25 protein-coding genes are annotated in these 24,571 nt (G+C 61.0%); 6 read left to right on the top strand and 19 right to left on the bottom strand.

Annotated elements, in window-relative coordinates; translation table 11 throughout:
• Nucleotides 1-40: 40 nt before the first annotated feature.
• Nucleotides 41-736, bottom strand: coding sequence for an RluA family pseudouridine synthase (locus tag I6L49_RS08890; RefSeq protein ID WP_216951631.1), 696 nt, complete (start codon nucleotides 734-736; stop codon nucleotides 41-43).
• A 239-nt stretch (nucleotides 737-975) separates the two neighbouring features.
• Between I6L49_RS08890 and rihA the strand changes: the two genes are divergently transcribed.
• Nucleotides 976-1,911: a pyrimidine-specific ribonucleoside hydrolase RihA gene (rihA, locus tag I6L49_RS08885; protein ID WP_216951295.1), complete on the top strand. Its 936-nt coding sequence runs from the start codon at nucleotides 976-978 to the stop codon at nucleotides 1,909-1,911.
• Nucleotides 1,912-1,945: 34 nt separating this feature from the next.
• Nucleotides 1,946-2,416 carry a hypothetical protein gene (locus tag I6L49_RS08880; RefSeq protein WP_064338349.1) on the top strand — a complete coding sequence of 157 codons (471 nt, stop codon included), beginning with the start codon at nucleotides 1,946-1,948 and terminating at the stop codon, nucleotides 2,414-2,416.
• A 136-nt stretch (nucleotides 2,417-2,552) separates the two neighbouring features.
• Here the strand turns inward: I6L49_RS08880 and I6L49_RS08875 are convergent, their stop codons facing one another.
• From I6L49_RS08875 to I6L49_RS08860, 4 genes are all read right to left on the bottom strand, one after another.
• Nucleotides 2,553-2,822, bottom strand: a complete 270-nt coding sequence (locus I6L49_RS08875) for a putative quinol monooxygenase (RefSeq protein WP_227016197.1) — start codon at nucleotides 2,820-2,822, stop codon at nucleotides 2,553-2,555.
• 74 nt (nucleotides 2,823-2,896) lie between these two features.
• The gene (locus I6L49_RS08870; RefSeq protein WP_302054413.1) at nucleotides 2,897-3,190 is read right to left on the bottom strand and encodes a winged helix-turn-helix domain-containing protein; all 294 of its coding nucleotides are present in this window, start codon (nucleotides 3,188-3,190) and stop codon (nucleotides 2,897-2,899) included.
• Nucleotides 3,190-3,720, bottom strand: coding sequence for a DUF1523 family protein (locus I6L49_RS08865; protein ID WP_005337948.1), 531 nt, complete (start codon nucleotides 3,718-3,720; stop codon nucleotides 3,190-3,192). The genes I6L49_RS08870 and I6L49_RS08865 overlap by 1 nt, the downstream gene beginning before the upstream one ends.
• A gap of 175 nt (nucleotides 3,721-3,895) precedes the next feature.
• On the bottom strand, nucleotides 3,896-5,518 hold the full coding sequence (locus I6L49_RS08860; RefSeq protein ID WP_216951293.1) for a methyl-accepting chemotaxis protein: 1,623 nt from the start codon (nucleotides 5,516-5,518) through the stop codon (nucleotides 3,896-3,898).
• 219 nt (nucleotides 5,519-5,737) lie between these two features.
• On the opposite strand from I6L49_RS08860, the gene I6L49_RS08855 reads away from it, so the two are divergent.
• Nucleotides 5,738-6,370, top strand: coding sequence for a LysE family translocator (locus tag I6L49_RS08855; RefSeq protein ID WP_124243214.1), 633 nt, complete (start codon nucleotides 5,738-5,740; stop codon nucleotides 6,368-6,370).
• A gap of 74 nt (nucleotides 6,371-6,444) precedes the next feature.
• On the opposite strand, the gene I6L49_RS08850 is transcribed toward I6L49_RS08855, so the two are convergent.
• From I6L49_RS08850 to I6L49_RS08815, 8 genes are all read right to left on the bottom strand, one after another.
• Nucleotides 6,445-7,653: a sodium:proton antiporter gene (locus I6L49_RS08850; protein WP_216951291.1), complete on the bottom strand. Its 1,209-nt coding sequence runs from the start codon at nucleotides 7,651-7,653 to the stop codon at nucleotides 6,445-6,447.
• A 32-nt stretch (nucleotides 7,654-7,685) separates the two neighbouring features.
• The gene (locus tag I6L49_RS08845; RefSeq protein ID WP_216951289.1) at nucleotides 7,686-8,789 is read right to left on the bottom strand and encodes a beta-N-acetylglucosaminidase domain-containing protein; all 1,104 of its coding nucleotides are present in this window, start codon (nucleotides 8,787-8,789) and stop codon (nucleotides 7,686-7,688) included.
• 45 nt (nucleotides 8,790-8,834) lie between these two features.
• On the bottom strand, nucleotides 8,835-10,562 hold the full coding sequence (locus I6L49_RS08840) for a potassium/proton antiporter (protein ID WP_216951287.1): 1,728 nt from the start codon (nucleotides 10,560-10,562) through the stop codon (nucleotides 8,835-8,837).
• Nucleotides 10,563-10,829: 267 nt separating this feature from the next.
• The gene (locus tag I6L49_RS08835; protein ID WP_104015276.1) at nucleotides 10,830-10,976 is read right to left on the bottom strand and encodes a hypothetical protein; all 147 of its coding nucleotides are present in this window, start codon (nucleotides 10,974-10,976) and stop codon (nucleotides 10,830-10,832) included.
• The gene (locus I6L49_RS08830; RefSeq protein ID WP_216951285.1) at nucleotides 10,973-11,677 is read right to left on the bottom strand and encodes a M15 family metallopeptidase; all 705 of its coding nucleotides are present in this window, start codon (nucleotides 11,675-11,677) and stop codon (nucleotides 10,973-10,975) included. The genes I6L49_RS08835 and I6L49_RS08830 overlap by 4 nt, the downstream gene beginning before the upstream one ends.
• Nucleotides 11,674-12,801 carry a succinyl-diaminopimelate desuccinylase gene (gene dapE / locus I6L49_RS08825; RefSeq protein ID WP_216951283.1) on the bottom strand — a complete coding sequence of 376 codons (1,128 nt, stop codon included), beginning with the start codon at nucleotides 12,799-12,801 and terminating at the stop codon, nucleotides 11,674-11,676. The genes I6L49_RS08830 and dapE overlap by 4 nt, the downstream gene beginning before the upstream one ends.
• A 19-nt stretch (nucleotides 12,802-12,820) precedes the next feature.
• The gene (locus I6L49_RS08820; RefSeq protein WP_216951280.1) at nucleotides 12,821-13,171 is read right to left on the bottom strand and encodes an ArsC family reductase; all 351 of its coding nucleotides are present in this window, start codon (nucleotides 13,169-13,171) and stop codon (nucleotides 12,821-12,823) included.
• A 318-nt stretch (nucleotides 13,172-13,489) separates the two neighbouring features.
• Nucleotides 13,490-13,804, bottom strand: coding sequence for a hypothetical protein (locus I6L49_RS08815; protein WP_005337929.1), 315 nt, complete (start codon nucleotides 13,802-13,804; stop codon nucleotides 13,490-13,492).
• Between the two features lie 285 nt (nucleotides 13,805-14,089).
• Here I6L49_RS08815 and dcuC point away from each other — a divergent pair, with 285 nt between their 5' ends.
• On the top strand, nucleotides 14,090-15,466 hold the full coding sequence (dcuC, locus tag I6L49_RS08810) for a C4-dicarboxylate transporter DcuC (protein ID WP_005359344.1): 1,377 nt from the start codon (nucleotides 14,090-14,092) through the stop codon (nucleotides 15,464-15,466).
• 134 nt (nucleotides 15,467-15,600) lie between these two features.
• Nucleotides 15,601-16,740 (top strand): M20 family metallopeptidase, encoded by a 1,140-nt coding sequence (locus I6L49_RS08805; protein WP_164537202.1) that lies wholly within the window; start codon nucleotides 15,601-15,603, stop codon nucleotides 16,738-16,740.
• Nucleotides 16,741-16,881: 141 nt separating this feature from the next.
• Here I6L49_RS08805 and I6L49_RS08800 read toward each other — a convergent pair whose 3' ends face one another.
• The 4 genes from I6L49_RS08800 to asnS form a co-directional block, all read right to left on the bottom strand.
• Nucleotides 16,882-17,538, bottom strand: coding sequence for an adenine nucleotide alpha hydrolase (locus I6L49_RS08800; RefSeq protein WP_201951679.1), 657 nt, complete (start codon nucleotides 17,536-17,538; stop codon nucleotides 16,882-16,884).
• Between the two features lie 173 nt (nucleotides 17,539-17,711).
• Nucleotides 17,712-19,055, bottom strand: coding sequence for an anaerobic C4-dicarboxylate transporter (locus I6L49_RS08795; RefSeq protein ID WP_005337916.1), 1,344 nt, complete (start codon nucleotides 19,053-19,055; stop codon nucleotides 17,712-17,714).
• A gap of 374 nt (nucleotides 19,056-19,429) precedes the next feature.
• Entirely contained in the window at nucleotides 19,430-20,185 is a 756-nt protein-coding gene (locus I6L49_RS08790) for an ABC transporter substrate-binding protein (RefSeq protein WP_216951279.1), read from the bottom strand.
• A 110-nt stretch (nucleotides 20,186-20,295) separates the two neighbouring features.
• The gene (asnS, locus tag I6L49_RS08785; RefSeq protein ID WP_005337914.1) at nucleotides 20,296-21,696 is read right to left on the bottom strand and encodes an asparagine--tRNA ligase; all 1,401 of its coding nucleotides are present in this window, start codon (nucleotides 21,694-21,696) and stop codon (nucleotides 20,296-20,298) included.
• 200 nt (nucleotides 21,697-21,896) lie between these two features.
• On the opposite strand from asnS, the gene I6L49_RS08780 reads away from it, so the two are divergent.
• Nucleotides 21,897-22,241, top strand: a complete 345-nt coding sequence (locus I6L49_RS08780) for a hypothetical protein (protein ID WP_201986498.1) — start codon at nucleotides 21,897-21,899, stop codon at nucleotides 22,239-22,241.
• 9 nt (nucleotides 22,242-22,250) lie between these two features.
• Here the strand turns inward: I6L49_RS08780 and I6L49_RS08775 are convergent, their stop codons facing one another.
• Nucleotides 22,251-23,063 carry a HAMP domain-containing protein gene (locus I6L49_RS08775; protein ID WP_005350472.1) on the bottom strand — a complete coding sequence of 271 codons (813 nt, stop codon included), beginning with the start codon at nucleotides 23,061-23,063 and terminating at the stop codon, nucleotides 22,251-22,253.
• 176 nt (nucleotides 23,064-23,239) lie between these two features.
• On the bottom strand, nucleotides 23,240-24,514 hold the full coding sequence (gene bioA / locus I6L49_RS08770; RefSeq protein WP_216951277.1) for an adenosylmethionine--8-amino-7-oxononanoate transaminase: 1,275 nt from the start codon (nucleotides 24,512-24,514) through the stop codon (nucleotides 23,240-23,242).
• Nucleotides 24,515-24,571 lie beyond the last annotated feature (57 nt).

Raw genomic sequence — 24,571 nt, 5'->3', positions numbered from 1 at the left:
ATCCCGTCGCACTCGCGCTGTTTGTCTCTACTGATTGCCTCTAAAACGCAGGCGCACAGCGGATCTGCATCGGCTCGCCGCTCACCGGATGAGCAAAATCCAGCTCGCTGGCATGCAGCATCAGCCGCGGCGCCTGTTTGCAGCCGGGTGGCAGCAGGCCACCATAGAGATCGCAGCCGAGAATGGGGTGGCCCAGCAGCTGGCTGTGAATGCGCAGCTGATGGGTGCGGCCGGTCTCTGGCACCAGTCGTACCCGGGTCAGTGGCACGGTCTGCCCCTGTATCTGCTGCGCCAGCCGCTCAATCACCTGATAGCGGGAGCGGGCGGGTTTGCCGCTGGCGGCGCAGATCTTCATCAGCGGGAAAATGGCCGGATCCTTGGCGATGGGGGCGTCGATAATCCCTTCATCACTGGCCAGATGACCGCACAGCAGGGCGCTGTAGGCCTTGCTCACCGCCCGCTGACTGAACTGCTGGCAGAGCAGGGCATTGATGGCCTTGTTTTTGGCCACTACCATGATGCCTGAGGTGCCAAAATCGAGGCGATGCACCAGGGTGCAGCCGGGGAAATCCTGCACCAGTCGATAGTGCACCGAGTCGAGGTTCTGCGGATTTTTGCCCGAGAGGCTCAGCAGGCCGCTCGGCTTGTTGATGAGCAGCAGATGCTCATCCTCAAACAGGATCTCGATGGTGGCCTTGCAGGGCGGGGCGATAAAGGTGTCGACGATAACGGACATAGGGCACACGGGCAGAAAACGGGGGGCCATCATACCCAAGTGGCGGGTAAGGCGCGAATCGGCGTAGCGGATATGCTCGCCACACCATCCCCTCATTGCGCCCTGCTGCTGGCCAGCTGTGTCAGAGTGAAGATAACTGATTGAAAAAAATCAGGAACCGTTTTGTGACCCCCTCCCGAGTTCAGCCGCCGCGAGCTTGCTAAGGTAGGGCTCCCTTTGATGTTGTAAGGAGTCTCTCCATGGCACTGCCCGTTATTCTCGATTGTGATCCCGGCCACGACGACGCCATCGCCCTCATTCTGGCGCTGGCCAGCCCTGAACTTGACGTGCTGGCGGTCACCACCAGCGCGGGCAACCAGACGCCGGACAAGACCCTCAACAATGCCCTGCGCATCCTCACCTTGCTGGGGCGGGACGATATTCCGGTGGCGGCGGGGGCGCCGAAACCGCTGGCCCGCGAGCTGATTATCGCCGACAACGTCCATGGCGAATCGGGTCTCGATGGCCCCAAACTGCCGGATCCCGCCTTTGCACCGCAGGGGATGACGGGGATCGAGCTGATGGCCAGATCTCTGCGCGAGAGCGCGGAGCCCGTGACTCTGGTGCCGACCGGCCCGCTCACCAATATCGCCCTGCTGCTGGCGGCTCACCCCGAGCTAAAGAGCAAGATTGCCCGCATCGTGCTGATGGGGGGCGCCGCAGGGGCTGGCAACTGGACACCAGCGGCGGAATTCAATATTTATGTGGACCCGGAAGCGGCCGATATGGTCTTCAAGTCGGGCATCCCCATCACCATGTGCGGCCTCGATGTGACCCACGAGGCGCAGGTGATGGACGAGGATATCGAGCGGGTACGCGCCATCACCAATCCGGTGGCCCAGTGTGTGGCCGGTCTGCTCGATTTTTTCATGATCTACCATCGGGACCCCAAGTGGGGATTTGCTGGCGCGCCGTTGCACGACCCCTGTACCATTGCCTGGTTGCTGGCTCCCGAGCTGTTCCATGGGGTTGAGTGCCGGGTCGATATCGAGACCAGCGGGGAGCATACCGTGGGGATGACGGTGGTGGATCGCTACTGTCTGACCGGCAAGCCAGCCAATGCGCTGGTGTTGCTGGGGCTGGATCGGGCAGGCTTTATTGATCTGCTGGTCGAGCGGCTGCGGGCCTTTGGCTGAGCGCCGATTCACTTTTTGCAAGAAGGGGCAGGGAATGTGGAAGACAGGGTTGGCGCTGCTGGCCGGGTTGCAACTGACGGGCTGTGCGACGCCATTCGAGCGGATGTGGCAGGGGCTGGCGACCTGTGATTTTAACGATCTCTACATCGACGGTGAGACGGGACGGCCAGCCAATCTGCAGCTCAACAACTACACCCCCTACAAGGTGAGCGACGGCTTTGCCTGGTACAAGGTGCACGAGGAGCTGCACGGCTTGCCGGTGGTCGGTTTTATCGTGCCGGCCTCCAGCTTCGAAGTGCATGCCCTGTTTGTCGATACCCCCATCGCCAATGCCCGCCGGTTGACCCATAACGCCTACGGCAGCGAGTTTGGCGACGAGCAGAAGCATGACGAGGGCTCAGCCCCTCTGCTTTTGCGCGATCCCAACAACCCCAAGCGCTCCATCATCGACTGCACCCGCGGCGAGTCTGACGGGGAGCTTGAGGATTCGGCCATGCCCGAGTAGGGCGACCTGTTACGCCATCTGCCTGAAAAAAGAGGGGCCAGCCTTGACGGCTGGCCCCTCTTTTTTGTTCCCCTTCGCCCGCCTAAGGGGCTGGCACGGCACGCGTTGGCATTCCTTCTCGAGGCGTTTGTTATGTTCAACTCACAGTAACTTCATAATAACGTTCAACATTAACAGAAACTTTACCCCACTTAGACGATTTAACTCTTAGCTGATGCCTATCAAAAGCAGTTTGATCTTTAAACTCTTCATATACATCGAACCGATACTGGTTTTCTTCGTTTTGCGTGACTTCAAAAATCAGACAACCATCCTCTAATCTCGTCAAACGAATATGATTGTCTAGCTCATTGATAACAGCAGTTAACTCAGCTTGTGGCACAACAATGAAGCCTTTTAGAGTCACCTTGCTCAATTTTCATCCTTTTAAATTTTTGCAGATGTAGCTGATTTGTTTATGTGAAGCGCATAACACTCGGATCAGGGATAGCTCAGCGTCTCTTTGATAAGCTGCAGCTGGGCCTTGATCCACGCCGGATTGATGGGCCCCCAGTCGCTGATACGGTAGTGCCCCTGCAGGTGGCGAGCCCCCTCGGTCTGCTCGAAGGCGCAGCTGATATCGAGTTCGGCTAGCGCGCTCAGGGTATCTTGCGCGGTGCGGCGCGGCATGCCGGTTGCCTCCATGATGGCGGGCACCGTATCCGTGCCCTGGCTGATCAGCCAGGCCACGTAGAGCCGCCGGTAGAAACTGGTGCGGGTCTTGCTCGGCTCCATCAGATCTCATCCTCAAGACGATCGAAGTAGCGCCAGGTTGCGATGGCGGCTTTGCCCATCACCAGTGCCCAGAGGCCGAACCAGAACCAGCGGAAGAAGCTCCAGGTGGAGGCGTCAGGCTCTGTGCTCTCGATCTTGGTGACGTTGGGGAACATGGAGAACATGTTCACGCGCCAGCCGTAGGAGGTGATGATGGCCAGGCGTTTCTCGAACTCCATCGACTTGGCCTTGGCCTGGACGTCGGCGGCGTTGAACTTAAAGTAGAAGGGCCAGCCCCACTCGGTATCTTCATTGCGAAACACCCGGATCTTCTCGCCGGGGCGCTCGGTGTAGATGTAATAGACGTCGGTGGTGGGGCCGTCAGCCGGGTTTTTCTGGCTGATGGGGCCATCCTTGTCGGTGCGCTTCACCTCGACCCCGGTGATGGTAGCGATGGTGTGCTCCGGCAGGTAGTAGTCGAGCCAGGCGGCGGAAATGAGGGCGATGAGCCCCAAGGCGATAAAAGCGGGTTTCTTGAATCTCAGGCTCATGGTGTGCTCACGTGAGGGGGAGTAACGTGCCTCTACCATACCGATATTTGACAGGGCAGCCCAGCCCCTTATGGCGCCACAAGCCAAAAAATGGCGTTTAAAACAGATACAAAGCCATTGATCCATCAACAAGAAAGGCCCTTGCGGGCCTTTTTGTCTGGTTCACTTTGTGCGCTTACAGCTGGAAGTGGGCCAGCTGCTTGCGTTGCTGCTCGGCGAGCTGGGAGAGTTCGTTGCTGGCGCTGGCACTCTGGCTGATGCCGGCGGAGCTCTGGCTCACGATCTCGTGGATGTTGGTGATGTTGCGGTTGATGTCGGCAGTAACGCAGGATTGCTCCTCGGCGGCGGTGGCCACCTGGGCGTTGGCATCGTTGATCTGGCGCACCGCCCCCGTGATACCGCTCAGCAGATCCTGTACCTGCGCGGAGAGGCGCTGGTTGTTCTCGAGGATCTCCAGCGTCTCCTGAACCCCCTGATTGGCGGATTGGGACTGGCTCTGCAGTTGCTCGATGATGGCCTGGATCTCCTTGGTGGAGGCCTGGGTTCGGGCCGCCAGCATCCGCACCTCGTCAGCGACGACGGCAAAACCGCGCCCGGTTTCGCCGGCACGGGCCGCCTCGATGGCCGCATTGAGGGCCAGCAGGTTGGTCTGCTCGGAGATCCCCTGAATCACCTCGATCACCTTGCCGATCTGCTCGGACTGGGTCTTGAGGCGAGCGACGATGGCGGCGGCATCTTCCAGACTGCCTGCCATCCGGCTGTTGGCGGCAATGCTCTCGCCAAACAGGGCGAGCCCCTGCTCAACCCGGCTGTTGGCATCGCGCGCCAGCTCGTCGGCCACGGCGGCGTTGTGGTTGACGTTGTCGGCGGTGCTGGAGAGCTCGGTCACCGCCGAGGCGACCTGCTCAATCTCGCCGCGCTGCTGCTGGGCGTTGGCTTCGGCCTGGGTCATCACCGCGGCCAGCTCGGTGGCGGCGGAGGCGACGTTGTTGCTGATGCCGGTCAGGGTTTCGATGGTGCTGCCAAGCTGCCCCAGAGTCAGGTTGATATCCTTGGCCAGCTGGGCCAGCTCGTTGTCACCCTCGACCCTGGCGCGGACGTTGAAGCGACCCTGCGCGACGGCGTGCATCACGCTCTGCAGCTGGCCGATGGGGCTGACGATGCGGCCGGAGAGCCACCAGCCACACAGCAGTGCCGCCAGCAGGGCGATGGCCGTGAGCAGCAGGGTGCGCAGCAGGGTGGCATGGTAGTGGGCCTGCTCCTGTGCCAGCTCGCTCTGGGTCAGCTGGTTGATGTGGGCCGACATGGTGTCGATCTCTTTGATGAGCTGTTCGCCCAGCTCGCGGAACTGGAGGCGTGCGGCCTCATACGCCGCGGCATCGCCACCCCCCTGATGCTTTTGGGTCAGCAGCGGCAGCATGTTGTTGCGGGTGTGGCCAAGGTAGGCCTGCAGGGCTGCGGCCACCTGACGGTTATCCTGCTCGGCACCCGGGATCACCAGACGAGCGAGGATGGTGGTGATCTCCTGCTCGGCACTGTTGAGGTTGGCGGGCAGGGCGGCAAACTGGGCCGCGTCGTAGAGACCGTAGATGGCGCTGGTGCGCAGCCGGTAGGTGGCGTGGATCAGCCTGGCAATGTCGTCCTTGTTGCGCACCACGCTCTGGGTCGTCTCATCTATGTCACTAATGGCTTCGTCCAGACCCTGTTTGCTGATGGCAATCATTACCATCATCAGCAGACTGGCCAGCAGCAGCGGTATCAGTACCTGAATTCTTATTGATAGATTATTCAATGACATATGAGACATAACCCCGAAAATGAAGGAGGCGCTATCTTACACAGCCGCGACAGGGGGTGTCACAGCCTTTTCTTGCTGAAATATGCTGAAAGCAAAGGTTTTTCCTTGTCTGAAAAGCGCGGGATGGGCAAGATGACAGGCTTGCTCAAATAACATTCCGGCGCCGTTTACCGCTGCCTGATCCTCGTTTGCTACCCTGTTTTGCCATGGAGGTTTGTCGTGTCCAGCTGGATTGATCCGGCCATTCTGGCGCTGTTTATCCCCACCTTCTTCTTTGTCTCCGTCACCCCGGGCATGTGCATGACTCTGGCGATGACGCTGGGGATGAGCCTTGGCGTGCGCCGCACCCTGCACATGATGTGGGGGGAGCTGATCGGCGTCGGGCTGGTGTCGGTGCTCTCGGTGATCGGGGTGGCGGCCATCATGCTCAACTACCCGGCCATCTTCGCCGCCTTCAAATATGTGGGCGGTGCCTATCTCATCTGGCTCGGCATCCAGATGTGGCAGGCCAAGGGGAAGATGGCCATTCCGGCCGATCTCGCGGCCGGGCAGCAGAGCAGCCCCATGGGGCTGGCGCTGCAGGGCTTTGTCACCGCCATTGCCAACCCCAAGGGGTGGGCCTTCATGATCTCCCTGCTGCCTCCTTTTATCTCGGCCAGCCGACCGATGGCGCCGCAGATCACCGCGCTGGTGGCGCTGATTTTGGTCATCGAGTTTTCCTGCCTGCTGCTCTACGCCAGCGGCGGTCGCACCCTGCGCCACTTCCTCGCCAAGAGCGGCAACGTCACCCTGATGAACCGCATCGCCGGTACCCTGATGCTGGGAGTGGGGGTCTGGCTGGCGCTCGGGTAAGAGCCGTCAGTGACCTATGCCACGAAAGAAAAATGCCACCGCAAGGTGGCATTTTTTTATGAAAGCAAAGTGGCTCAGCGGGACTTGAAACGCTCGACCCAGGGGTTGGCGGTGAGGCCATGCAGGATGACGCTCAGGATGATGGTGCAGAGCACGGTGGCGATGATGGGGCGCTGGCCGATAAGGGCTGGTTCGTTTTGCAGCACCATCACCGCAAAGACGATGCTGGCAAGACCCCGCGGCCCGAACCAGCCGATAAAGAGCTTGAGCTCCGGCTTGAGGCCGGTGCCGATGAGGCTCAGCCAGACCGGCACCATCCGCAGCAGGGTGAGGCTGGCGGCGGCATAGAGCCAGAACTGCCAGTGCAGCAGCTCCGGCAAGATGGGCATCAGGGTGGCGCCAAACACCATCCAGATCACCACAGAGAGCAGATCGCCATACCCCTCGCAGCTATCCATATAGGCGTGCTTGTGCTCGCCAAGGCGCCGTCCCATCAGCAATCCACCGACGAAGGCGGCGATAAAACCGCTGCCACCGAGAGTCTGGGCCAGCGCAAAGCAGAGCAGCGCCAGCCCCGGCATGGTGAGCTGGCGCCAGAGCGGCAGTTGCCAGCCGTTGAGATAGGAGACTTTCAGCAGCCGGACGGTGAGGGCGGTCAGCACGAAGGCGACCAAAAGACCGATACCGATCTCCTCCAGCATCAGGGTGATGGCCAGCGCTGCGGTGCCGGTGTGCTCCTCGGTGGGGGCGATAAGAGCCAGCAGCAGGAGCAACACAGGCACGCAGATACCGTCGTTAAGGCCACTCTCCTGATTGAGCCCTTCGCGCAGTGGTGCCGGCACCGCGGGGTTGCTTACCACCGCTTTGCCGAGCGCTGCATCGGTGGGGGCAAGAATGGTGGAGAGGATGGCCATCTCCAGCAGCGGTAGGTCGGGGAAAATCCAGTGGCCAAACAGGGCGCCACAAAGCAGGGTGAGGGGGAGGCCAATCAGCAGCAGCCGGATGGGGAGCTGGCGGTTGGCCAGCAATACCTGCCAGTTGGTGTTGGCGGCATCGTTGAACAGCACGATAACCAGGGTCAGTTCGGCCAGCAGCTTGATGCCAGCGCTGTCGATAGAGAGGGAGAGCAGCTCCAGCCCTCCCGGCCCCAGTAGCCAGCCGGTCAGCAGAAAGAGCAGGGGGCCGTTGACCAGTTTTGACTCGAAGCGCCCCGCGATCAGGCTGTAGATCAGCAAGAAGGCGGCGATCACCGCCAGATTCTGGTAAAGCAGGTGTGCATCCATACAACCTCCTTTCTGCCCCCGCAGGGGGCGGTTTAGTCGGTCAGGCAGTCGGGGTCGAACACATACTCCCCGTCCAGCCAGCGCACTATTTCGTCAACGCAGGATTGGTCGCGAAACGGCAGGTAGCACGCCTTGAGGGCGGCAATCTGCTCTGGGGTGAGCTGGGCCAGCCCCAGATCCTGAAACAGCGGCAGGTCGGCCTCGATCATCGCCGAGATCTGCGGGCCGCAGGTGGCGTTGAGGGAGGCGTGCAGCGCCTTGTCGGGATCATACTGCTTGCCGAGCTTGTAGCTCATCGGCAAGGTGGCGAGCGGCAGGGCGGAGAGTGCCGCCTGCTTCATCGGGTTGACCGCGTGGCCGGAGAGCAGCTCCGCCAGCTCGGCGGGGCGGTTCTCGAAGGCACGCAGATAGAGATAGCTGCTCGCCTTGCTGCCATCGTTGACCGGGTAGTTGTCCCACAGGAAGGGCTTGCGGCCGAGCAGCTCGGTCACCTGCTTGAGGTGTACCGCCGGATACTCGGTCGAGCAGACCTTGGGGCCGGTCCAGAAGATCTCGAAGCGGCGGTCTAGCTGTTCGCCAATCTCCTCCAGATAGCGCGGTGGCATGGCGCCGAACACCTTCTCCAGCACCGGATCGGTCGAGTAGTAGCTGGGACAGAAGATGAGGCGGGTCGCCTTGCTGTGGGCCGCAATGTCGTGGGCGATGGTGAGCTGGTGCCGGGCCAGATCCGGGGTATCCCCCTTCATGTCGTCAAACAGCACCGCCAGAATGTCGGGTTGCAGCACTTCGTCGATGAGGCGCACCTTCTCGAGCAGCGCCGGGCGCTTGCGCTCATAGTCGTGATGCGCCCCCATGGGGCTCAAGCCCACCCCGAAGGCGAGGCCGTTGGCGCGGCACTGGCGCGCCAGTTCGGCGAGATCCGCCAGCTGCTGCTCGGGCCAGGGGAGGGCCCAGTGCTTGCGCAGATAGCCATCCTCTTTCGGGGCGTAGATATAGAAGCCGTAGCCGTGGCGTGGCAGCCACTGGGCGTAGCGGGCACGGGCCTGCCAGCTCCATCCCTTGCCAAAAAAGCCCTCGATCACCCCCAGATTGGCAGAGGGGGGCAGCAGACCGGACTGCAAACTCTGATATGGCATAACTCTTCTCCCTTCTTGCTGGGGGACTTGATACGGGCCGGTCGTCTAGACCGGATCCTCTTCCTGAAAACGAACCCCGATCTTGACGGGAATGCTCTCATCCATTTCGGCCACGGTCCAGATCAGGCCCTGCCACTCGATGTTGTCACCGACTACCAGATTATCGCCAAGCTGGCTGGCAATAAAATCGCCCAGTGTCTGATCCGCCACCTCGCTCACATCCAGCCCGTAGATAGGGGCGAGATCCACCAGTCGCGCCGCGGCATCCAGCTGGAAGTCACCGAAGAAGCGCGGGCCGAGATCCTGCTCCGGCGCCTGGCTAAAGAGCTGGCCAAGGGCGGGCAGATCGCGCTCGTGGCCGATGACGCAGAGGATATCGTCCGCCTGCAGGCAGGTACTGCCCGAGGGGTGGAGCAGCTCGCGGCCGCGAAACAGGGCGCTGACCCGGGTGCCGGCAGGCATGCGCAGATCCCGCAGCGGTGAGCCGATGCACCACTTCTCTTCCCCCAGCTGGTAGACGAAGGTCTCCCACTGGCTGTCGAGATCGATCTCGAGCCCGGAGCGGTTGATGGGGGACGGTGGTGCCGGTACTTCCACCCGCGCCAGTTTTGAGGCCAGCGGCAGCGAGCTGCCCTGCAAAATCAGCGAGACCAGCACCACGAAGAAGGCGACGTTGAAGTAGAGCTGGGCGTTGGGTAGCCCCGCCATCATGGGGAAGACCGCCAGAATGATGGGCACCGCGCCGCGCAGGCCAACCCAGGAGATAAACCAGCGTTCGCGCGGGGCGAAGTTCTTGAACGGCAGCAGCCCGATCCAGACCGAGATGGGGCGGGCAAAGAGGATCATCCACATCGCCAGTGCCAGTGCCGGCAGGGCGATGGGCAGCAGCTTGTGGGGCGAGGCGAGCAGCCCCAGCACCAGAAACATGCCGATCTGGCTGAGCCAGGTCAGGCCGTCCAGCACCGACAAGGTGGTGCTGCGGCTGCGCAGGGAGAGGTTGCCGAGCAAGAGACCTGTGAGATAGATGGCGAGGATGCCGCTGCCACCCACCGCCGTGGTGAGGGCGAAGATGAGCAGGCCGCCGCTGACGGTGAGTAACGGATAGAGACCCGGTGCCAGGCGGGCGGTGTTGATCAGCCGCCACAGCAGCCAGCCACCGGCAAGGCCGATCCCGGCACCCAGGCCGAACTGTTTGATGAGCTGCAGCAGCAGAAACCCAGCGTTGAGATCCTGCTGGCTGCTGGCCAGCACCTCGATCAGGGTGACGGTGAGAAAGACCGCCATGGGGTCGTTGCTGCCCGATTCTATCTCCAGCGTCGCGCTCACCCGCTCGTTGAGGCTGCGCCCGCCGAGCAGGGAGAAGACCGCCGCCGCATCGGTGGAGCCGACGATGGCGCCGATCAGCATCCCCTGCATCAGGTTGAGGTCAAACAGCCAGGCGGCGGCGAGCCCCGTCAGGCCGGTGGTGATGGCCACCCCGACCGTCGCCAGCGACAGGGCTGGCCAGAGCGCTACCCGGAATGAGGAGACCCGGGTGCGCATGCCGCCGTCGAGCAGGATGATGGCCAGCGCCAGGTTGCCCACCAGATAGGCGATGGAGTAGTCGGCAAAGTGGATGCCGCCGGCGCCATCTTCCCCCGCCAGCATACCGACGGCGAGGAAGATGACCAGAATGGGAATACCGAGACGGGAAGAGAGCGCACTTAGCAGGACACTGGCTCCAACCAACAGGGCACCGACAAAAAAGAAACTGTTGATGGTCACTGCATCCAAGGGCGAACTCCTTTCTGACTAACGGCAAAGTAGGCACATTATATGCAGTTAAGACCCCCTTGTGTGGTTTAATCGTGCATTAATTTGCATCTTTTGACATTTTTTCACCACTCGCGCGCCATCTTCTGACCCCGCAGAGTGGGTGAGAGGAGATGTTGGCAGTGATGGTCAGATGGAAACCTGACGCCGGGGGAGTAGAGGCAAGGGGAGGAGATAAACAGCAGACAAAGAGAAGGGAGCACACTGGTGCCCCCCGGATGGCACGACTCAGTCGTCGTCATCGTCCTTCACTTCACGGATCTTGTCCTTGTATTTGGGCAACTGCTTCTCCAGCCGTTTCATGTCTTTGATGGCATTGAGAAACAGCCCGAGCAGAAAGAGCAGTGGCAGCCCTATCCAGAGCCAGAGATTCATGTGCTACTCCTTTCATCGCAGGGCAATTCAGTGGATGGCAAGGTGACGTAACGGGCCAGGATCTTGTCCAGATTGGCCAGAATGGTCGCCTTGCCTTCAATATCAGCCTGTTGCAGGCAAAGTGCCAGCGCCACCGGGTCGAGCTGCTGCTCGCCCGCTTCGGGGGCGAAGCTGATGTGCCACGGCTCGTAGGCGACGCCGCTGTCTGCGCCGACCGGTTTGGCATAGGGCAGGAAGAAACCGAAATCCCCCATATGGTCGGTGAGCCACTCGCTCAAGTCGGCAAACCAGCCCCCGGCTTCATACTCCCAGGGTTCCAGCGCCAGTTTGGTGTCGGCGGGCAGGCAGTCCGGGTCGTAGATGTCGAGATCGGTGCCCCAGTGGTGGCGACTGGTGCCGGGCAGGGCGCTCCAGCGCAAAATGGCGTGTAGCCGCTCTTCATCGCTCAGCTGCAAGGCATCAATGGGCTGGCTGTTGGCATCGAGCAGTGGCCGCTCGCCGCGCCACTTGCCATTCCAGATGGCGAGCTGGCGATCAAAACCGCGCCAGCTGGAGGCCGGTTGCAGGTTGAAACCGGCGTGGGCGGCGGCCACCTGCATGTCGTTGAAGGAGGCTGCCGCCGCCGGGGTCAGGCGGTGGGGGCCGCGCCCCACCACAATAAGGTGGCTCTCATCGAGCCCCATCAGCTGTTCCTGCGTCATGCCAGCAGTCGCTCCAGCACCCCTTGGTACATGTCCGCCAGCAGATCCAGATCGTCTGCCTTCACGCACTCGTTCACCTTGTGGATGGTGGCATTGACCGGGCCGAGCTCGATCACTTCGGCGCCGGTGGGGGCGATAAAGCGCCCGTCGGAGGTGCCGCCGGTGGTGAGCAGGGCCGGTCGCTGACCGTTCACCGCCTCGATGGCCGCCACGGCGGCATCGAGCAGCGCGCCGGTGTCGGTGAGGAACGGCTGGCCGGAGAGGGTCCAGTTCAGCTGATAATCGAGGCCATGTTTATCCAGCAGCGCTTCGACCCGCTCACGGATATCCATGTCGGTCAGTTCGGTACTGAAGCGGAAGTTGAACTGGACCTGCAGCTCGCCCGGAATGACGTTGGAGGCGCCGGTACCGGCCGAGATGTTGGCGATCTGGAAGCTGGTGGGGGGGAAGTAGGCGTTGCCCTCATCCCACACGGTGGCAGCGAGTTCCGCCAGCGCTGGCGCGGCTTTGTGAATGGGGTTGTCAGCCAGATGGGGATAGGCGACATGGCCCTGCACTCCGCGCACCAGCAGATCGCCGGTGATGGAGCCGCGGCGGCCGTTCTTCACCACATCCCCAACCACGGCGGTAGAGGAGGGCTCGCCAACGATGCACCAGCGGATCTTCTCGTTGCGGGCCTCCAGGGTGTCGATCACCCGGGTGGTGCCATTGATAAAGGGCCCCTCTTCATCGGAGGTGATGAGAAAGGCGATGGACCCTGCGTGATCCGGATGCTCGGCCACAAAGCGCTCGACCGCCACCACCATGGAAGCCAGCGAGCCCTTCATGTCGGCGGCGCCGCGCCCGTAGAGCACGCCATCCTTGATGGTCGGCTCGAACGGCGGGGTGTGCCATTTGTCCAGCGGCCCGGCGGGCACCACGTCGGTGTGACCGGCGAAGCAGAACAGTGGCCCCTCGCTGCCACGACGGGCCCAGAGGTTGGTGGTGTCCTCAAACACCATGGGCTCGATGACAAACCCGATCCTGGCGAGGCGCTCCGCCATCAGGGTCTGGCACCCTTCATCGAGGGGGGTAACGGAGGGGCGGCGGATCAGATCCTTGGCCAGTGCGATGACATCCGACATCAGTTGTCCTTAGTTGTCCTTAACGGGAAAAGAGGGATTGGTAGTGATCAGCCTTGAAACCCAGGGTCAGTTCGCCGTCACGGTCGAGCAGCGGGCGCTTGATCATGGCCGGATGTTCCAGCAGCAGGGCGCGCGCCTTGGCGGTGTCGAGCCCCTGTTTGGCCTCATCCGGCAGGGCGCGGAAGGTGGTGCCGCGGCTGTTGAGCAGGGCTTCCCAGCCGAGTTTTGCCAGCCAGCTGTCCAGATCGTCCGGGTTCAGGCCGTCGGCGCGGTGGTCGTGAAAGCGGTATTCGATACCGGCCTCATCCAGCCACTTGCGGGCTTTCTTGATGGTGTCGCAGTTCTTGATGCCATAGAGGGTGATGGCCATGGGGAGTCCTTCTCTTGTGGGCGCTGGCCGTGGCCGTGCCCGAAAATCCGAATCAACAGAGTGCAAGGGCCCGATTCTGGCATTGTGGCAATCCCATGGCAACGCCGATGGTCTGGCTCGCGGGTTTTGCCGGAACTGGTCACACCTGAACGGCGATTTTGAGATCAAGATCAGAAGCAGTGCGGCGGGCGTGCCCGATGGGGTTGGGTATTGCGGGAGAAGATCGACTATTGCAGGAGAAAAATAGAAGGGGGCAAAGGCCTGATAGCCAAAACGCGCCAGCGGGCGCGTTTTGGTCGGTATCATCGAGCACCTCAATCAGTGCAGGGTGGTCCACTCATGGTCAAAGACCCGGGCCCGTTCCCAAGGTGCATCAGGCAGGCTGGAAGAGAGGCCAGTGTATTTGCCCACGTCGTCCACCACGATGGCGGAGAGGATCGGCAGGTTATTTTCGGTGCAGTACATGCGGATGCGTTGCAGCAGGGTGCGCAGTTCATCCTGGCACTGCTCCAGCCCGGCCTGCTTGGCCAGTTTGGAGTAACGAATGGTAGTGCGTTCCTTTGCAGACTCGACGAGGATGTCCCACAGCTTGTAGTCGCAGGTCGAAGCACCTGCGGTGGCTTGGCTTGTCATAACTCTCTCCGGCGCGAAATGGTCGCTATATGTCGAAGCGCATCTTCGCCAGTTCGGCGCCGTCATATGTTGATCCAACGCAAAAAAGAGGGGAGTCGCGTCACACAATTCCCGGATATGGGGTGATAAAGGTTTTCCGGTAGTTGAAATAACGAAAAATTGTTACATGGCCGACATATTATGCTAATGAATCACGGTGACGGCACCTTTATTGATAGGGATCAAAGGCAAACAGTGGTCAGATCACTAGATTTCGCTCTTCGATAAATTTATCAGGAGTGAATATTGGAACTTTTATTCGTCTTGCTCGTTCTGGTCGCCGTGGTCTACGGCATCATCAAGGATTACAACCCGCAGGCGGTGCTGGCGCTGGCGGGCATGGCCATTTTTGCAGTGGCCTACTGGTTGGGGCTGCACCCCATTCTCCCCGCTGACAAGAGCACCGGCTTCGCCCTGTTCGACTTGTTCGAAGTGTTCAAGGGGATCTTCTCCTACCGCGCGGCTGGGCTCGGCCTCACCATCATGGCGGTGGCGGGTTTTGCCACCTACATGTCCCATATCGGGGCCTCTCAGGCGCTGGTGCGGGTGGCGGTCAAACCGGTGGCAGGCATCCAGTCCAGCTACCTGATGCTCTCCATCTGCTATCTGGTGGCGGTATTCGTCTCCCTGTTCGTCACCTCCGCTACCGGCCTTGGCCTGCTGTTGATGGTCACCATGTATCCGGTGATGCGCAATCTCGGCATCAGCCCGGCCTCCGCCTGTGGTGTCATCGCCACCTCCCAGGCGTTTGAAATTGGCCCGACCCAGACCAACGCCATCTTCTCCGCCGGTCAGTCCGGAATGGATCCGACCAGCTATTTCGTTGACTACCAGGTCTGGCTGGTGGCCCCCATGCTGCTGGTGACCATGGTGCTGCACTTCTTCTGGCAGCGTCACTGCGATCGCAAGGATGGCTGGGATCCTGCGCTCCATCGTGGCGATCACGCCGAGCTGGACGAGCAGGGCACCGAGAGCGTGCAGGCCCCCACCTGGTATGCCCTGCTGCCGATCATCCCCTTCGTGCTGATGATGACCTTCTCCAAGCTGCTGGTGAGCGACATCAAGATGAGCGTGGAGGTGGCCATGCTGCTGTCGGTCTTTATCGGCATGCTGTGCGAGCTGCTGCGTAGCCGCTCGGTGCGTACCGCGTTTGCCGGGCTGTCGAGCTTCCTCGATGGCATGGGCAAGGTGTTTGGCCCCGTGGTGGCGCTCATCGTCTGTGCCGAGCTGTTTGCCGAATCTCTCAAGGCCATCGGCGCCATCGATACCCTGCTGCACTCTGCCAGCAATGCCGGTATCGGCAGTGGTCTGATGACGCTGGTGATGGTGGCGCTGATCATGGTAGCGGCGGTCATCATGGGCTCCGGCAACGCGGCGTTCCTCAGCTTCTCGACCCTGGCACCGGCGGTGGCAGCCAAGTTTGGCGTACCTGCGGTAACCATGCTGCTGCCGATGCAGCTGGCTTCCAGTATCGGCCGCACCGTCTCCCCCATCGCTGCGGTACTGATCGCCTGTGCGGGGATTGCCAAGGTATCGCCCTTTACCGTGGTCAAGCGCACCAGCGTGCCGATGGCGGGGGCGCTGGTGACGGCGTTGACCCTCAACTATCTGCTGTTTATGTAGTGATGCGGGTTATGTAGTGGTGTTTGGAATTTACCGGTCGGGCGGGTGGCATGGCTGCCCGCCTTTTTCTCACTGTGTCGCATTGTTGCAATAGACGATCGGCCATCAATGCTGATTGTTGCATGGAGAAGATAATGACAGTTGTAAAGAGCCCGTTTTCCCTCGATAGCTATCTGGCCGATCTGGCCCCGCTCATCAACCTCGATTGCGGTACTCGCACCCCGGCCGGGGTAGCGAAGGTGGCCGACATCATGACCGAGAAATATGAGGCCATCGGCTGGCAGGTGACTCGCCACCAGTTCGCTGCCGAGTGCGGCCCCTGCCTCGAGATCACCAATGCGCCGGGTGCCGATCACTACGACGTGATGCTGTGCGGCCACATGGATACCGTCTTCCCCGAGGGGACGGCGGCCAAGCGCCCGCTGAAAATCGAAGGCAATCAAGCCTTTGGCCCCGGTGTGTCGGACATGAAGAGCGGCCTGCTCTCTATCTGGTATGCCCTCAAAGAGATGGATCCGGCATTGCTTGCCAAGCTCAAGGTGCTGGTCTGCTACAACTGCGACGAAGAGATTGGCTCCCCTTGGTCGAAAGATTGGCTGGTGGAGAAGGCCAAACAGAGCGGCTGCGTGCTGGTGGCCGAGGCGGCTCGTCCCAACGGGGATCTCATCAGCGCCCGCAAGGGCAATGCCAAATATCGCATCACCTTCCACGGCAAGGCGTCCCATGCCGGTTCGGCCCTCACCGAAGGTGTCTCTGCTATCACCGAGCTGGCGCATTGGGTGCTGGCCATCAACGAGCAGGTCAACATGACCACGGGCACCACCATGAACGTCGGCGTGGTACAGGGCGGCACCGGCGTCAACGTGGTGCCGGACTTTGCCGAGGCGATCGTGGATTTGCGCTTCTGGAGCAACGAAGAGGCCGCTGCGGTACACGACCGGCTCACCTTTATGGCTAACAACCCCTTCCTCGCGGGTTGTCGGGTCGAGGTGGATCGCCAGACCTTCAAGCCGGCGATGCGCCCGAGCGGTGACACCGAGGCGTTGATGGCGCTGGTGGAGGCGGCAGCCAAGGAGGAGGGGATCCCCTTCAACTGGCTGGAGGCCGGTGGCGGCTCGGATGCCAACTTCACCGCCGCCGCGGGTGTGCCGTCCCTCGATGGTTTCGGCCCCATGGGGGGCGGTTTCCACTCGGAGGCGGAGTTCCTGCTGCTGGAGAGCATCGAGCCACGCATCCGCCTGCTGCAGCGGGTGCTGGGCAAGCTGGCGAAATAAGCCGGTTTATTTCTTGTTCGGGTCGTCATGGCCCGCTCAAAACTGGCCCGATCAAACCCAAACGGGAGGCTGTTGCCTTCCGTTTTTTTATCTCGATTTTTCGCGTGTCCCTGAACGAGCGTGCCAGATGGCCTGAGGCCGTTATCCCTGTGGCTCGGCCAGATAGGCCAGATGATCCTGCCGCGCCACCTGCCAGCCATCGAGGTGCAGCGGGGCGGCAAAGCCCGGGCCGTCGGTCACCATGGTGTGGTATTCCCCCTGCTCGCCGCAGGCATCGAAGCCCTCGCGCTCGGCCAGTTGCTGCAGATCGCTGAGGGTGGCGGCATCGAGGGTGCGCCCAGTCCACTCGGGGGCCAGTACCCGGGTATCGACGCAGGAGAGGTGGGCGACGATGCCGCGGGCCAGCATATCCGCCAGCAAGGCTTGACGAGATTGTTGCCAGAGCGGGGTATGGACGGTGAGATCCAGCGGCTGGCAGCGTTCGCGGATCCAGTTTGGTGCGCCGCCCACGCTGTCGATATCGCCGGTGACTACGCCATCGAGTTGCCACTCCTCCTTGAGCCGTGCCAGTTCCCGCTCATAACCGAGATCGAACGGCGCTTCTATGGTGACCAGCAGATGGGGCAGCCCGAGGGCTTCCGCCTGACGGCGCACCAGCGGCAAGGGGTGAGCGAGAAATCGGGGCTCTGGCGGCGCAAAGGTGGCCAGTGCCACCACCTGATGGCCCGCTTGACGGGCATGACAGAGGGCCAGCATGGCATCTTTGCCACCGCTCCAGAGCAGGATGACGCGAGACATGGATGAGATTCCGGTGGTGAACGAGGGGGCATGCTACCCAGCGGCGTGGGCAGAGGTAAAGGTATTGTGTCCGGAAATGGCGGCGGGGAAATGGTTGGGGTCACAGAGCGGGAAAAAAGCAGGCCCCCGAAGCGGGGGCCTGTATTGCAATAGCGTGGTAAACGCCGCTGCGATTAGAGCAGGATGCTGGTGAGGATAAAGCCCAGCGAGCAGGAGGTCACCACTCCGATCAGCCCCGGAATGATGAAGCTGTGGTTGATGATGAACTTGCCGATGCGGGTGGTGCCGGAGCGGTCGAAACCGATACAGGCCAGATCGCTCGGGTAGGTTGGCAGCACGAAGTAGCCGTAGCTCGCCGGCAGGAAGGCGATCAGCAGCTTAGGCTCCACACCCAGCGCCAGACCCATGGGGGCGATGGCGGTGAGGGCGGCGGCTTGGCTGTTTACCAGCTTGGAGATGAGGAATAGCACCAGGGCGTAGGTCCAGGGCTGGGCCTGTACCACATGGGCCAGGGTCTCTTTGAGCAGGGGCATGTGAGCCTGGAAGAAGGTCTCACTCATCCATGCCACCCCGAATACGGAGAAGATGGCGACCATGCCTGCCTTGAAGACGGCGCCGTTGGCGATCTCGCCCGGCTTGACCTTGCAGCGCATCAGGATGATGGCACCGGCGATCAGCATCATCATCTGGATCACCAGGTTCATGGAGAGCGGGCCAGTTTTGTCCTTGATGGTGAACACCGGACGCAGACCTTCGTTGGCACCGAGCAATACCACGGCAGCGATGGCGGCGAAGAAGATCCAGGTAGACCAGTAGGCCTCTTTCGGGAACTTGGTATTGAGCAGGGTTTCACCACCGCCGTAGATGAAGGCACGCTGCTCCGGGTCTTTGATCTTGGCCTGGAACTCTTCGTCCTTGTCCAGATCCTTGCCGCGACGCAGGCTCCACAGGGCTGCCACGATGACACCGGTCAGGGAGGAGGGGATGGCGATCATCAGGATGTCGAGCAGGCCGTAAGCCTGACCGATACCGTGACCGGCCGCCAGAATGGAGACCATGGAGACCACGGCAACGGAGACCGGGGAGGCGCAGATGGCCATCTGGGAGGCAACGGAGGCTACGGCCATCGGGCGCTCGGGACGGATGTTCTTCTGCAGCGCGATGTCAGCGATGATGGGGAACATGGTGTAGACCACGTGGCCGGTACCGCACAGGAAGGTGAGGGTCCAGGTGGTCAGCGGCGCCAGGATAGTGATGTATTGCGGGTGACGGCGCAGCAGACGCTCGGCCACTTGCATCATCAGGTTGAGGCCACCGGCAGTCTGCAGGGTAGCGGCACAGCCGATCACCGCCAGAATGGTCAGCATTACCTGAACAGGCGGTTCGCCCGGCACCAGGCCGAAGACGAAGGTCAGCAGGAAGAGACCGATACCACTGATGAGACCGAGTCCCATGCCCCCAAAGCGGGTACCCAGCAGCAAACAGCCGAGTACCACTAAAAATTCCATCAAGATCATTCCGTTACCTCGTGTGATTCAACCCATATTGCCGCGGGTAGCCTGAACCATGAATTGTCATTGTCTGTTTTATTTAGCCCAAAAGGGTTAGTTGCTATTCTGCTCCCCTGAAAAAGTGAAAAAATTGAGTTACTTCAATAACTCGATGAATTTTTGATTAAACCACTTAAAAACCACGTACTAACAAAAACATTATTTTTGTCACCAAGTGGTATCACTCGGGGCCAAGCCATCGGGTGGTCATGGTGGCAGCACAGTGTGGCAACAGGGCTGCAGGGGAGGGGCATAAAAAGTGCTCGATTGCGGCAGAAGAGGGTGAAAAAGCCAGCGCTCAGGCTATTTTTGCCAGCAAGGGCTGACTTCGGGGGGTTGGCTCACTTGGCCGCAGGTGCTTGCTGCAGATAGCGGCGCTGATAATCCTGGCTCAGCTTGGCAATATCCAATCTGGCAATGACCTGTGCCACCCGTTGCTGCAACGCCTGCTGATCGGGACGAAACATGATGTGCAGGCTCTTGTGTTCGAGGATCTTCGGGTGAAATTGCAATCTGGCGCTGATCAGCTTGCGATCATGGTTGATGAGCCAGTGAAAGACATCCCGGTCGATCACCGCCAGATCGAGCCGGTCGCGCTGCAATTTGCGCAGGTTGAGCAGGTCGGAATCGACGGCGGCAGTGTTGAGGCGCTTGCTGGCCATCAGGGCATCGAATTCACGGGTGTTGACGTACCCCTCCACCACGCCGATCCGGTAGGGGGCAAGCTCCGTGAGCTGCTGCCAGGGGATGGGGGGGCCTGAGCGCTGCGCCATACCCAGCACGCTGTCGCCTACGCTGGGGGAGCTGCGCCACAGGGTCGGCAGGGTATCGGAGAGGTACTCGGGAAAATAGCCGCTATAAGGCTGGGTCGGGTCGGCCGCCAGGCGCACCGCCCGCTGCCAGGGATAGAAGTCGAACGTCACCTCCAGTCCCGCCTCGGCAAAGGCGCGCTTGACGATATGACCGGTGAGGCCGCCATCGGGCAGGCTCTGGCTGGTGTAGGGGGGCCACTCCAGGGTGGTCAGACGAACGGGCTCGGCCCACAGTTGAACAGGCATGCAGGACAGCAATAGCGAGAGCAGCAGGCGATATCCCATAGGCGACGAGTTCCTTGTGCCGGTTGATCCTGAGTATCACCCATAACGGTGACAATAAAAAAGCCGACCCGCAGGTCGGCTTTTGCAATGCAGTGGCAATATGCCGCTGATCAGAACTCGGCGGTACGTGGAGTACGCGGGAACGGGATCACGTCGCGGACGTTGCCCATACCGGTCACGTAGACTACCAGACGCTCGAAGCCCAGACCGAAGCCGGAGTGCGGCACGGTACCGAAGCGACGCAGGTCGCGATACCACCAGTAATCTTCCTTGTTCAGGCCCATCTCGGCCAGACGGGCATCTAGCACGTCCAGACGCTCTTCACGCTGGGAACCACCGATGATCTCGCCGATGCCGGGTGCCAGTACGTCCATCGCGGCAACGGTCTTGCCGTCGTCGTTGAGGCGCATGTAGAAGGCTTTGATATCTTTCGGGTAGTTCTTCACCACCACCGGAGACTTGAAGTGCTCCTCGGCCAGATAGCGCTCATGCTCGGAGGAGAGGTCGATACCCCAGGAGACCGGGAACTCGAACTTCTTGCCGCAGTTTTGCAGCACTTCGATGGCGTCGGTGTAGTCGATCTGGGCGAAGTCGGAGGAGACGAAACGCTCCAGACGGCCGATGGCATCCTTGTCTACGTGCTGGGCGAAGAACTCCAGATCGTCACGACGCTCGGTCAGTACGGCGTTGAAGACATACTTAAGCATGGCTTCGGCCAGTGCGGCGTTATCTTCCAGATCGTTGAAGGCCACTTCCGGCTCAACCATCCAGAACTCGGCCAGATGGCGGCTGGTGTTGGAGTTTTCAGCGCGGAAGGTCGGGCCGAAGGTGTAGACCTTGGAGAGGGCGCAGGCATAGGTTTCGGCGTTCAGCTGGCCGGATACGGTCAGGAAAGCCTCTTTGCCGAAGAAATCTTCGTTGTAGTCCACCTTGCCGGCGTCGGTGCGCGGCAGGTTTTCCATGTCCAGAGTGGAGACGCGGAACATCTCGCCGGCACCTTCGGTGTCAGAAGCGGTGATGAGCGGGGTCGCAACCCAGAGGAAGCCCTCTTCGTGGAAGAAGCGGTGGATGGCTTGCGCCAGGCAGTGACGAACGCGGGTCACGGCGCCAACGATGTTGGTACGCGGGCGCAGGTGGGCCTGTTCACGCAGGTATTCGATGCTGTGGCGCTTGGCGGCCATCGGGTAGGTGTCCGGATCTTCGACCCAACCGACTACCTTCACCTCGGTCGCCTGCAGTTCGAAAGCCTGGCCGCTGCCCTGAGAGGCGGCAACCACGCCGGTCACTTCCACGGAGCAGGCAGTGGTCAGACGCAGCACTTCATTCTCGTAATTGGCCAGGGTATTGGGGACAACTGCCTGTACCGGATGGAAACAGGAGCCATCGGAAATGGCCAAAAATGAGATCCCCGCCTTGGAATCACGGCGAGTCCGGATCCACCCTTTGACAGTTTGGGTGGTGCCGACCGGATACTTACCGGCCAGCACATCTACTACGGATGCGTGCGTCATCGAAATATTGTCTCCAGCTTGTTCTTGCAGCGCTATTTGCAACACTAGGGAGTCTGGCCCGGGCACAGATGGCCCACCATGGCAGACTAAGCCGTCAATCTTACCCGCGCGGGTTTGATAAACAAGCAAAAATGTCGGACTCTGGTGGGGTTTTCGGCATGGTTCACTCAACAAGAGTGTCACGGGCGCAGGAGAGGTGGGTGAAAGATCGGCGGCATGGGCCAGATTGGCTGACACGGTTGTTGCAGGGGCTGGTGATGCTCTGCTGGGGCGGCTTTATCGTGCTGCTCTCCCTTTACCACTATGCCCGTCCCGAAATCGCCTACGGTTTTCTGGTCTATGGCGGGATCGAGGTGCGCGATTATTGGGACCCGGCCCTTACCCCTTGGCTGGTCTACGGGCTCTGGAGCTGCTGTGCCCTGACGCTGGCGGTGTTTCTGCTGGAGCGCAAGCGCAGCCGCCGTCAGGATGATTCCCGGCATGTCAATCTGGCCATCCTGCTATTGGTTCTGATCGCCAGTCTGCTTTTCTACTACGTCGGTTAAGCGTTCGTCTTAGCGGGGCTGATCCGGCTCCTGCCTGCTGGCCTTGGTGCGTTTGCCGAGCTGGCGCTCCACACTGTCGAGCATCTGGTTGTAGGCCACCGCCACCCGGCCAATCTCGTCGCCGTCATCCCCCTCCAGCCGGTGGCCGAAGTCGTGCAAGTCGGTGGCCTCTTCCATGGAGCGGGTCAACTGGTTGAGGGGGCGCACGATCCAGGTGCGGATGACCCAGAGGGTCAGCAGCAGTCCCATCCCGAAGATGCCGGTGAGAATGAGCGCCGAGGTGAGAATATTCTGCTCGACCCGGGTAAACAGCGAATCGAGGGAGTAGTCAAAGCGCACGGCCCCTAACACAGTGTTCTCCGGCACCAGATGACAGCTGGTGCAGTCGGTCCCGCGAAAATCCTTCTTGGCCAGCAGCGGTCGGGTGACCACCAGACGGCTGTGCATGCCGTTGTGCACCACCTCCAGACTCCCTTTGCCCGCCAGAGCCAGCTCATCAAACTCATCTTTTACCTGCTCTGTCTCCCGTCCCGGCCCGAACTGTTTGCTCACCGCATCGCCACGCACGATGCGGGCATCCTCCACATGGGCGTGGTCGAGAAACTTGCCGCGCAGGGTATCGCGGGCATCCATCTTGCCAGTCAGCATCAGCATGTTGAGGCCATCGAAATAGGCTTCGGTCTGCTCGCGGCTCTGCTCCTTGATGAGGGTCAGGATGAGATCGCGCTCGCGCACTGCCTGATAGGCTGCGGAGAAGACCAGTACCATGGAGAAGATGAAGAGCAGGAAAAAGTTGATTTTGGCAGCAATGGAGAGGCGCATGAGCAGTCTTTCTTGATGGTAAAACCGCAGCAGTTTACCCCTCTTGGGGCCTCAGGTCTGGTGTTTTGCTCACATTACGGCAAGTGAAACTGCACTGAAGTGGATAAAGTTGCCCTCTTTATATATCAAATGCCGATAGTCAAACGGGCGACTGCGATGGCCGCCCGCTGCATGCATTAAAACTCGCCTTCGGTGATGGCCTGACGGATGGCGCCGGTCAATACCCGCAACTCTTCAGGGGTGATGACGAAGGGGGGCATCAGGTAGACCAGCTTGCCAAAGGGGCGGATCCAGGCGCCCAGTTCGACAAACTTGCGCTGGATGCGCGCTACATCCACCCGCTCTTTCATCTCCACCACCCCGATGGCGCCGAGTACTCGCACATCAGCGACCGTCGGGTGCAGGGTCAGCTCTACCAGTTCGGTACGCAGCTGATGCTCGATGGCGCGCACCCGCTCCTGCCAAGGTGAGGTCAGCAGCAGATCGATGGAGGCGTTGGCCACCGCGCAGGCGAGGGGATTGCCCATAAAAGTGGGGCCGTGCATAAAGACACCCGCCTTGCCGTCACAGATGGTACGGGCGACATGCTCGGTGGTCAGGGTCGCCGAGAGGGTGAGGTAGCCGCCGGTAAGCGCCTTGCCCAGACACATGATGTCGGGGCTGATCCCCGCCCAGTCGCAGGCAAACAGCTGACCGGTACGGCCAAAGCCGGTGGCGATCTCGTCGGCAATCAGCAGCACGCCGAACTCGTCGCACAGGGCGCGCACCCACTGCAGGTAGCGGGGGTGATAGAAGCGCATGCCGCCAGCGCCCTGCACTATGGGCTCAAGCACGATGGCGGCGATCTCTTCGTGATGATCCGCCATGAGCGTCGCCAGCTCCACCACGCACTGCTCGTCCCACTCGGCGTGGAAGCGGCAGCTGGGTGCGTCGACAAAATAGTGCTCCGGCAGGAATCCCTTGTAGAGCTCATGCATGCCGCCATCGGGATCGCAGACGCTCATGGCGCCAAAGGTGTCGCCGTGATAGCCGCTGCGCAGGGCGACGAACTTGGCTCTGGGCGTCCCTTTGGCGTGCCAGTACTGCTGGGCCATCTTGAGCGCCACTTCTACCGCTACCGAGCCGGAATCGGCCAGAAAGACCCGATCCAGCCCCTTCGGAGTGATCTCCACCAGCTTGCGGCAGAGCTCGACCGCCGGAGCGTGGGTGAGGCCGCCAAACATCACGTGGGACATCTTGCCGAGCTGGGCGGTGGCGGAGGCGTCCAACTCCGGCACCTGATACCCGTGCACGCAAGCCCACCAGGAGCTCATGCCATCCACCAGTTCGCGGCCATCGCTGAGGGTGAGGGTCACCCCTTTGGCGCTGGCTACTTCATAGCAGGGCAGGGGGTGAGTGAGGGAGGTATAGGGGTGCCAGATGTGGTGCAGGTCGAATTCTTGATTGGTCATTTGTTGTTCTGTTGTCAATTGGTTTGATCTGGTCGGTGTTGACAGTCTACGCGTGCT

Origin of the sequence: Aeromonas sp. FDAARGOS 1419, from assembly GCF_019047045.1 — a bacterium.
Classification (GTDB): Bacteria; Pseudomonadota; Gammaproteobacteria; order Enterobacterales; family Aeromonadaceae; genus Aeromonas; species Aeromonas veronii.
This window is presented reverse-complemented; position numbering and strand designations above follow the sequence as displayed.

Bases quoted from the DNA above. Each gene is read 5' to 3' on its own strand.
- I6L49_RS08890 (WP_216951631.1), bottom strand. From the start codon at position 736: ATGTCCGTTATCGTCGACACCTTTATCGCCCCGCCCTGCAAGGCCACC.
- rihA (WP_216951295.1), top strand. From the start codon at position 976: ATGGCACTGCCCGTTATTCTCGATTGTGATCCCGGCCACGACGACGCC.
- I6L49_RS08880 (WP_064338349.1), top strand. From the start codon at position 1,946: ATGTGGAAGACAGGGTTGGCGCTGCTGGCCGGGTTGCAACTGACGGGC.
- I6L49_RS08870 (WP_302054413.1), bottom strand. From the start codon at position 3,190: ATGGAGCCGAGCAAGACCCGCACCAGTTTCTACCGGCGGCTCTACGTG.
- I6L49_RS08865 (WP_005337948.1), bottom strand. From the start codon at position 3,720: ATGAGCCTGAGATTCAAGAAACCCGCTTTTATCGCCTTGGGGCTCATC.
- I6L49_RS08860 (WP_216951293.1), bottom strand. From the start codon at position 5,518: ATGTCATTGAATAATCTATCAATAAGAATTCAGGTACTGATACCGCTG.
- I6L49_RS08850 (WP_216951291.1), bottom strand. From the start codon at position 7,653: ATGGATGCACACCTGCTTTACCAGAATCTGGCGGTGATCGCCGCCTTC.
- I6L49_RS08845 (WP_216951289.1), bottom strand. From the start codon at position 8,789: ATGCCATATCAGAGTTTGCAGTCCGGTCTGCTGCCCCCCTCTGCCAAT.
- I6L49_RS08835 (WP_104015276.1), bottom strand. From the start codon at position 10,976: ATGAATCTCTGGCTCTGGATAGGGCTGCCACTGCTCTTTCTGCTCGGG.
- I6L49_RS08830 (WP_216951285.1), bottom strand. From the start codon at position 11,677: ATGACGCAGGAACAGCTGATGGGGCTCGATGAGAGCCACCTTATTGTG.
- dapE (WP_216951283.1), bottom strand. From the start codon at position 12,801: ATGTCGGATGTCATCGCACTGGCCAAGGATCTGATCCGCCGCCCCTCC.
- I6L49_RS08820 (WP_216951280.1), bottom strand. From the start codon at position 13,171: ATGGCCATCACCCTCTATGGCATCAAGAACTGCGACACCATCAAGAAA.
- I6L49_RS08815 (WP_005337929.1), bottom strand. From the start codon at position 13,804: ATGACAAGCCAAGCCACCGCAGGTGCTTCGACCTGCGACTACAAGCTG.
- I6L49_RS08805 (WP_164537202.1), top strand. From the start codon at position 15,601: ATGACAGTTGTAAAGAGCCCGTTTTCCCTCGATAGCTATCTGGCCGAT.
- I6L49_RS08800 (WP_201951679.1), bottom strand. From the start codon at position 17,538: ATGTCTCGCGTCATCCTGCTCTGGAGCGGTGGCAAAGATGCCATGCTG.
- I6L49_RS08795 (WP_005337916.1), bottom strand. From the start codon at position 19,055: ATGATCTTGATGGAATTTTTAGTGGTACTCGGCTGTTTGCTGCTGGGT.
- I6L49_RS08790 (WP_216951279.1), bottom strand. From the start codon at position 20,185: ATGGGATATCGCCTGCTGCTCTCGCTATTGCTGTCCTGCATGCCTGTT.
- asnS (WP_005337914.1), bottom strand. From the start codon at position 21,696: ATGACGCACGCATCCGTAGTAGATGTGCTGGCCGGTAAGTATCCGGTC.
- I6L49_RS08775 (WP_005350472.1), bottom strand. From the start codon at position 23,063: ATGCGCCTCTCCATTGCTGCCAAAATCAACTTTTTCCTGCTCTTCATC.
- bioA (WP_216951277.1), bottom strand. From the start codon at position 24,514: ATGACCAATCAAGAATTCGACCTGCACCACATCTGGCACCCCTATACC.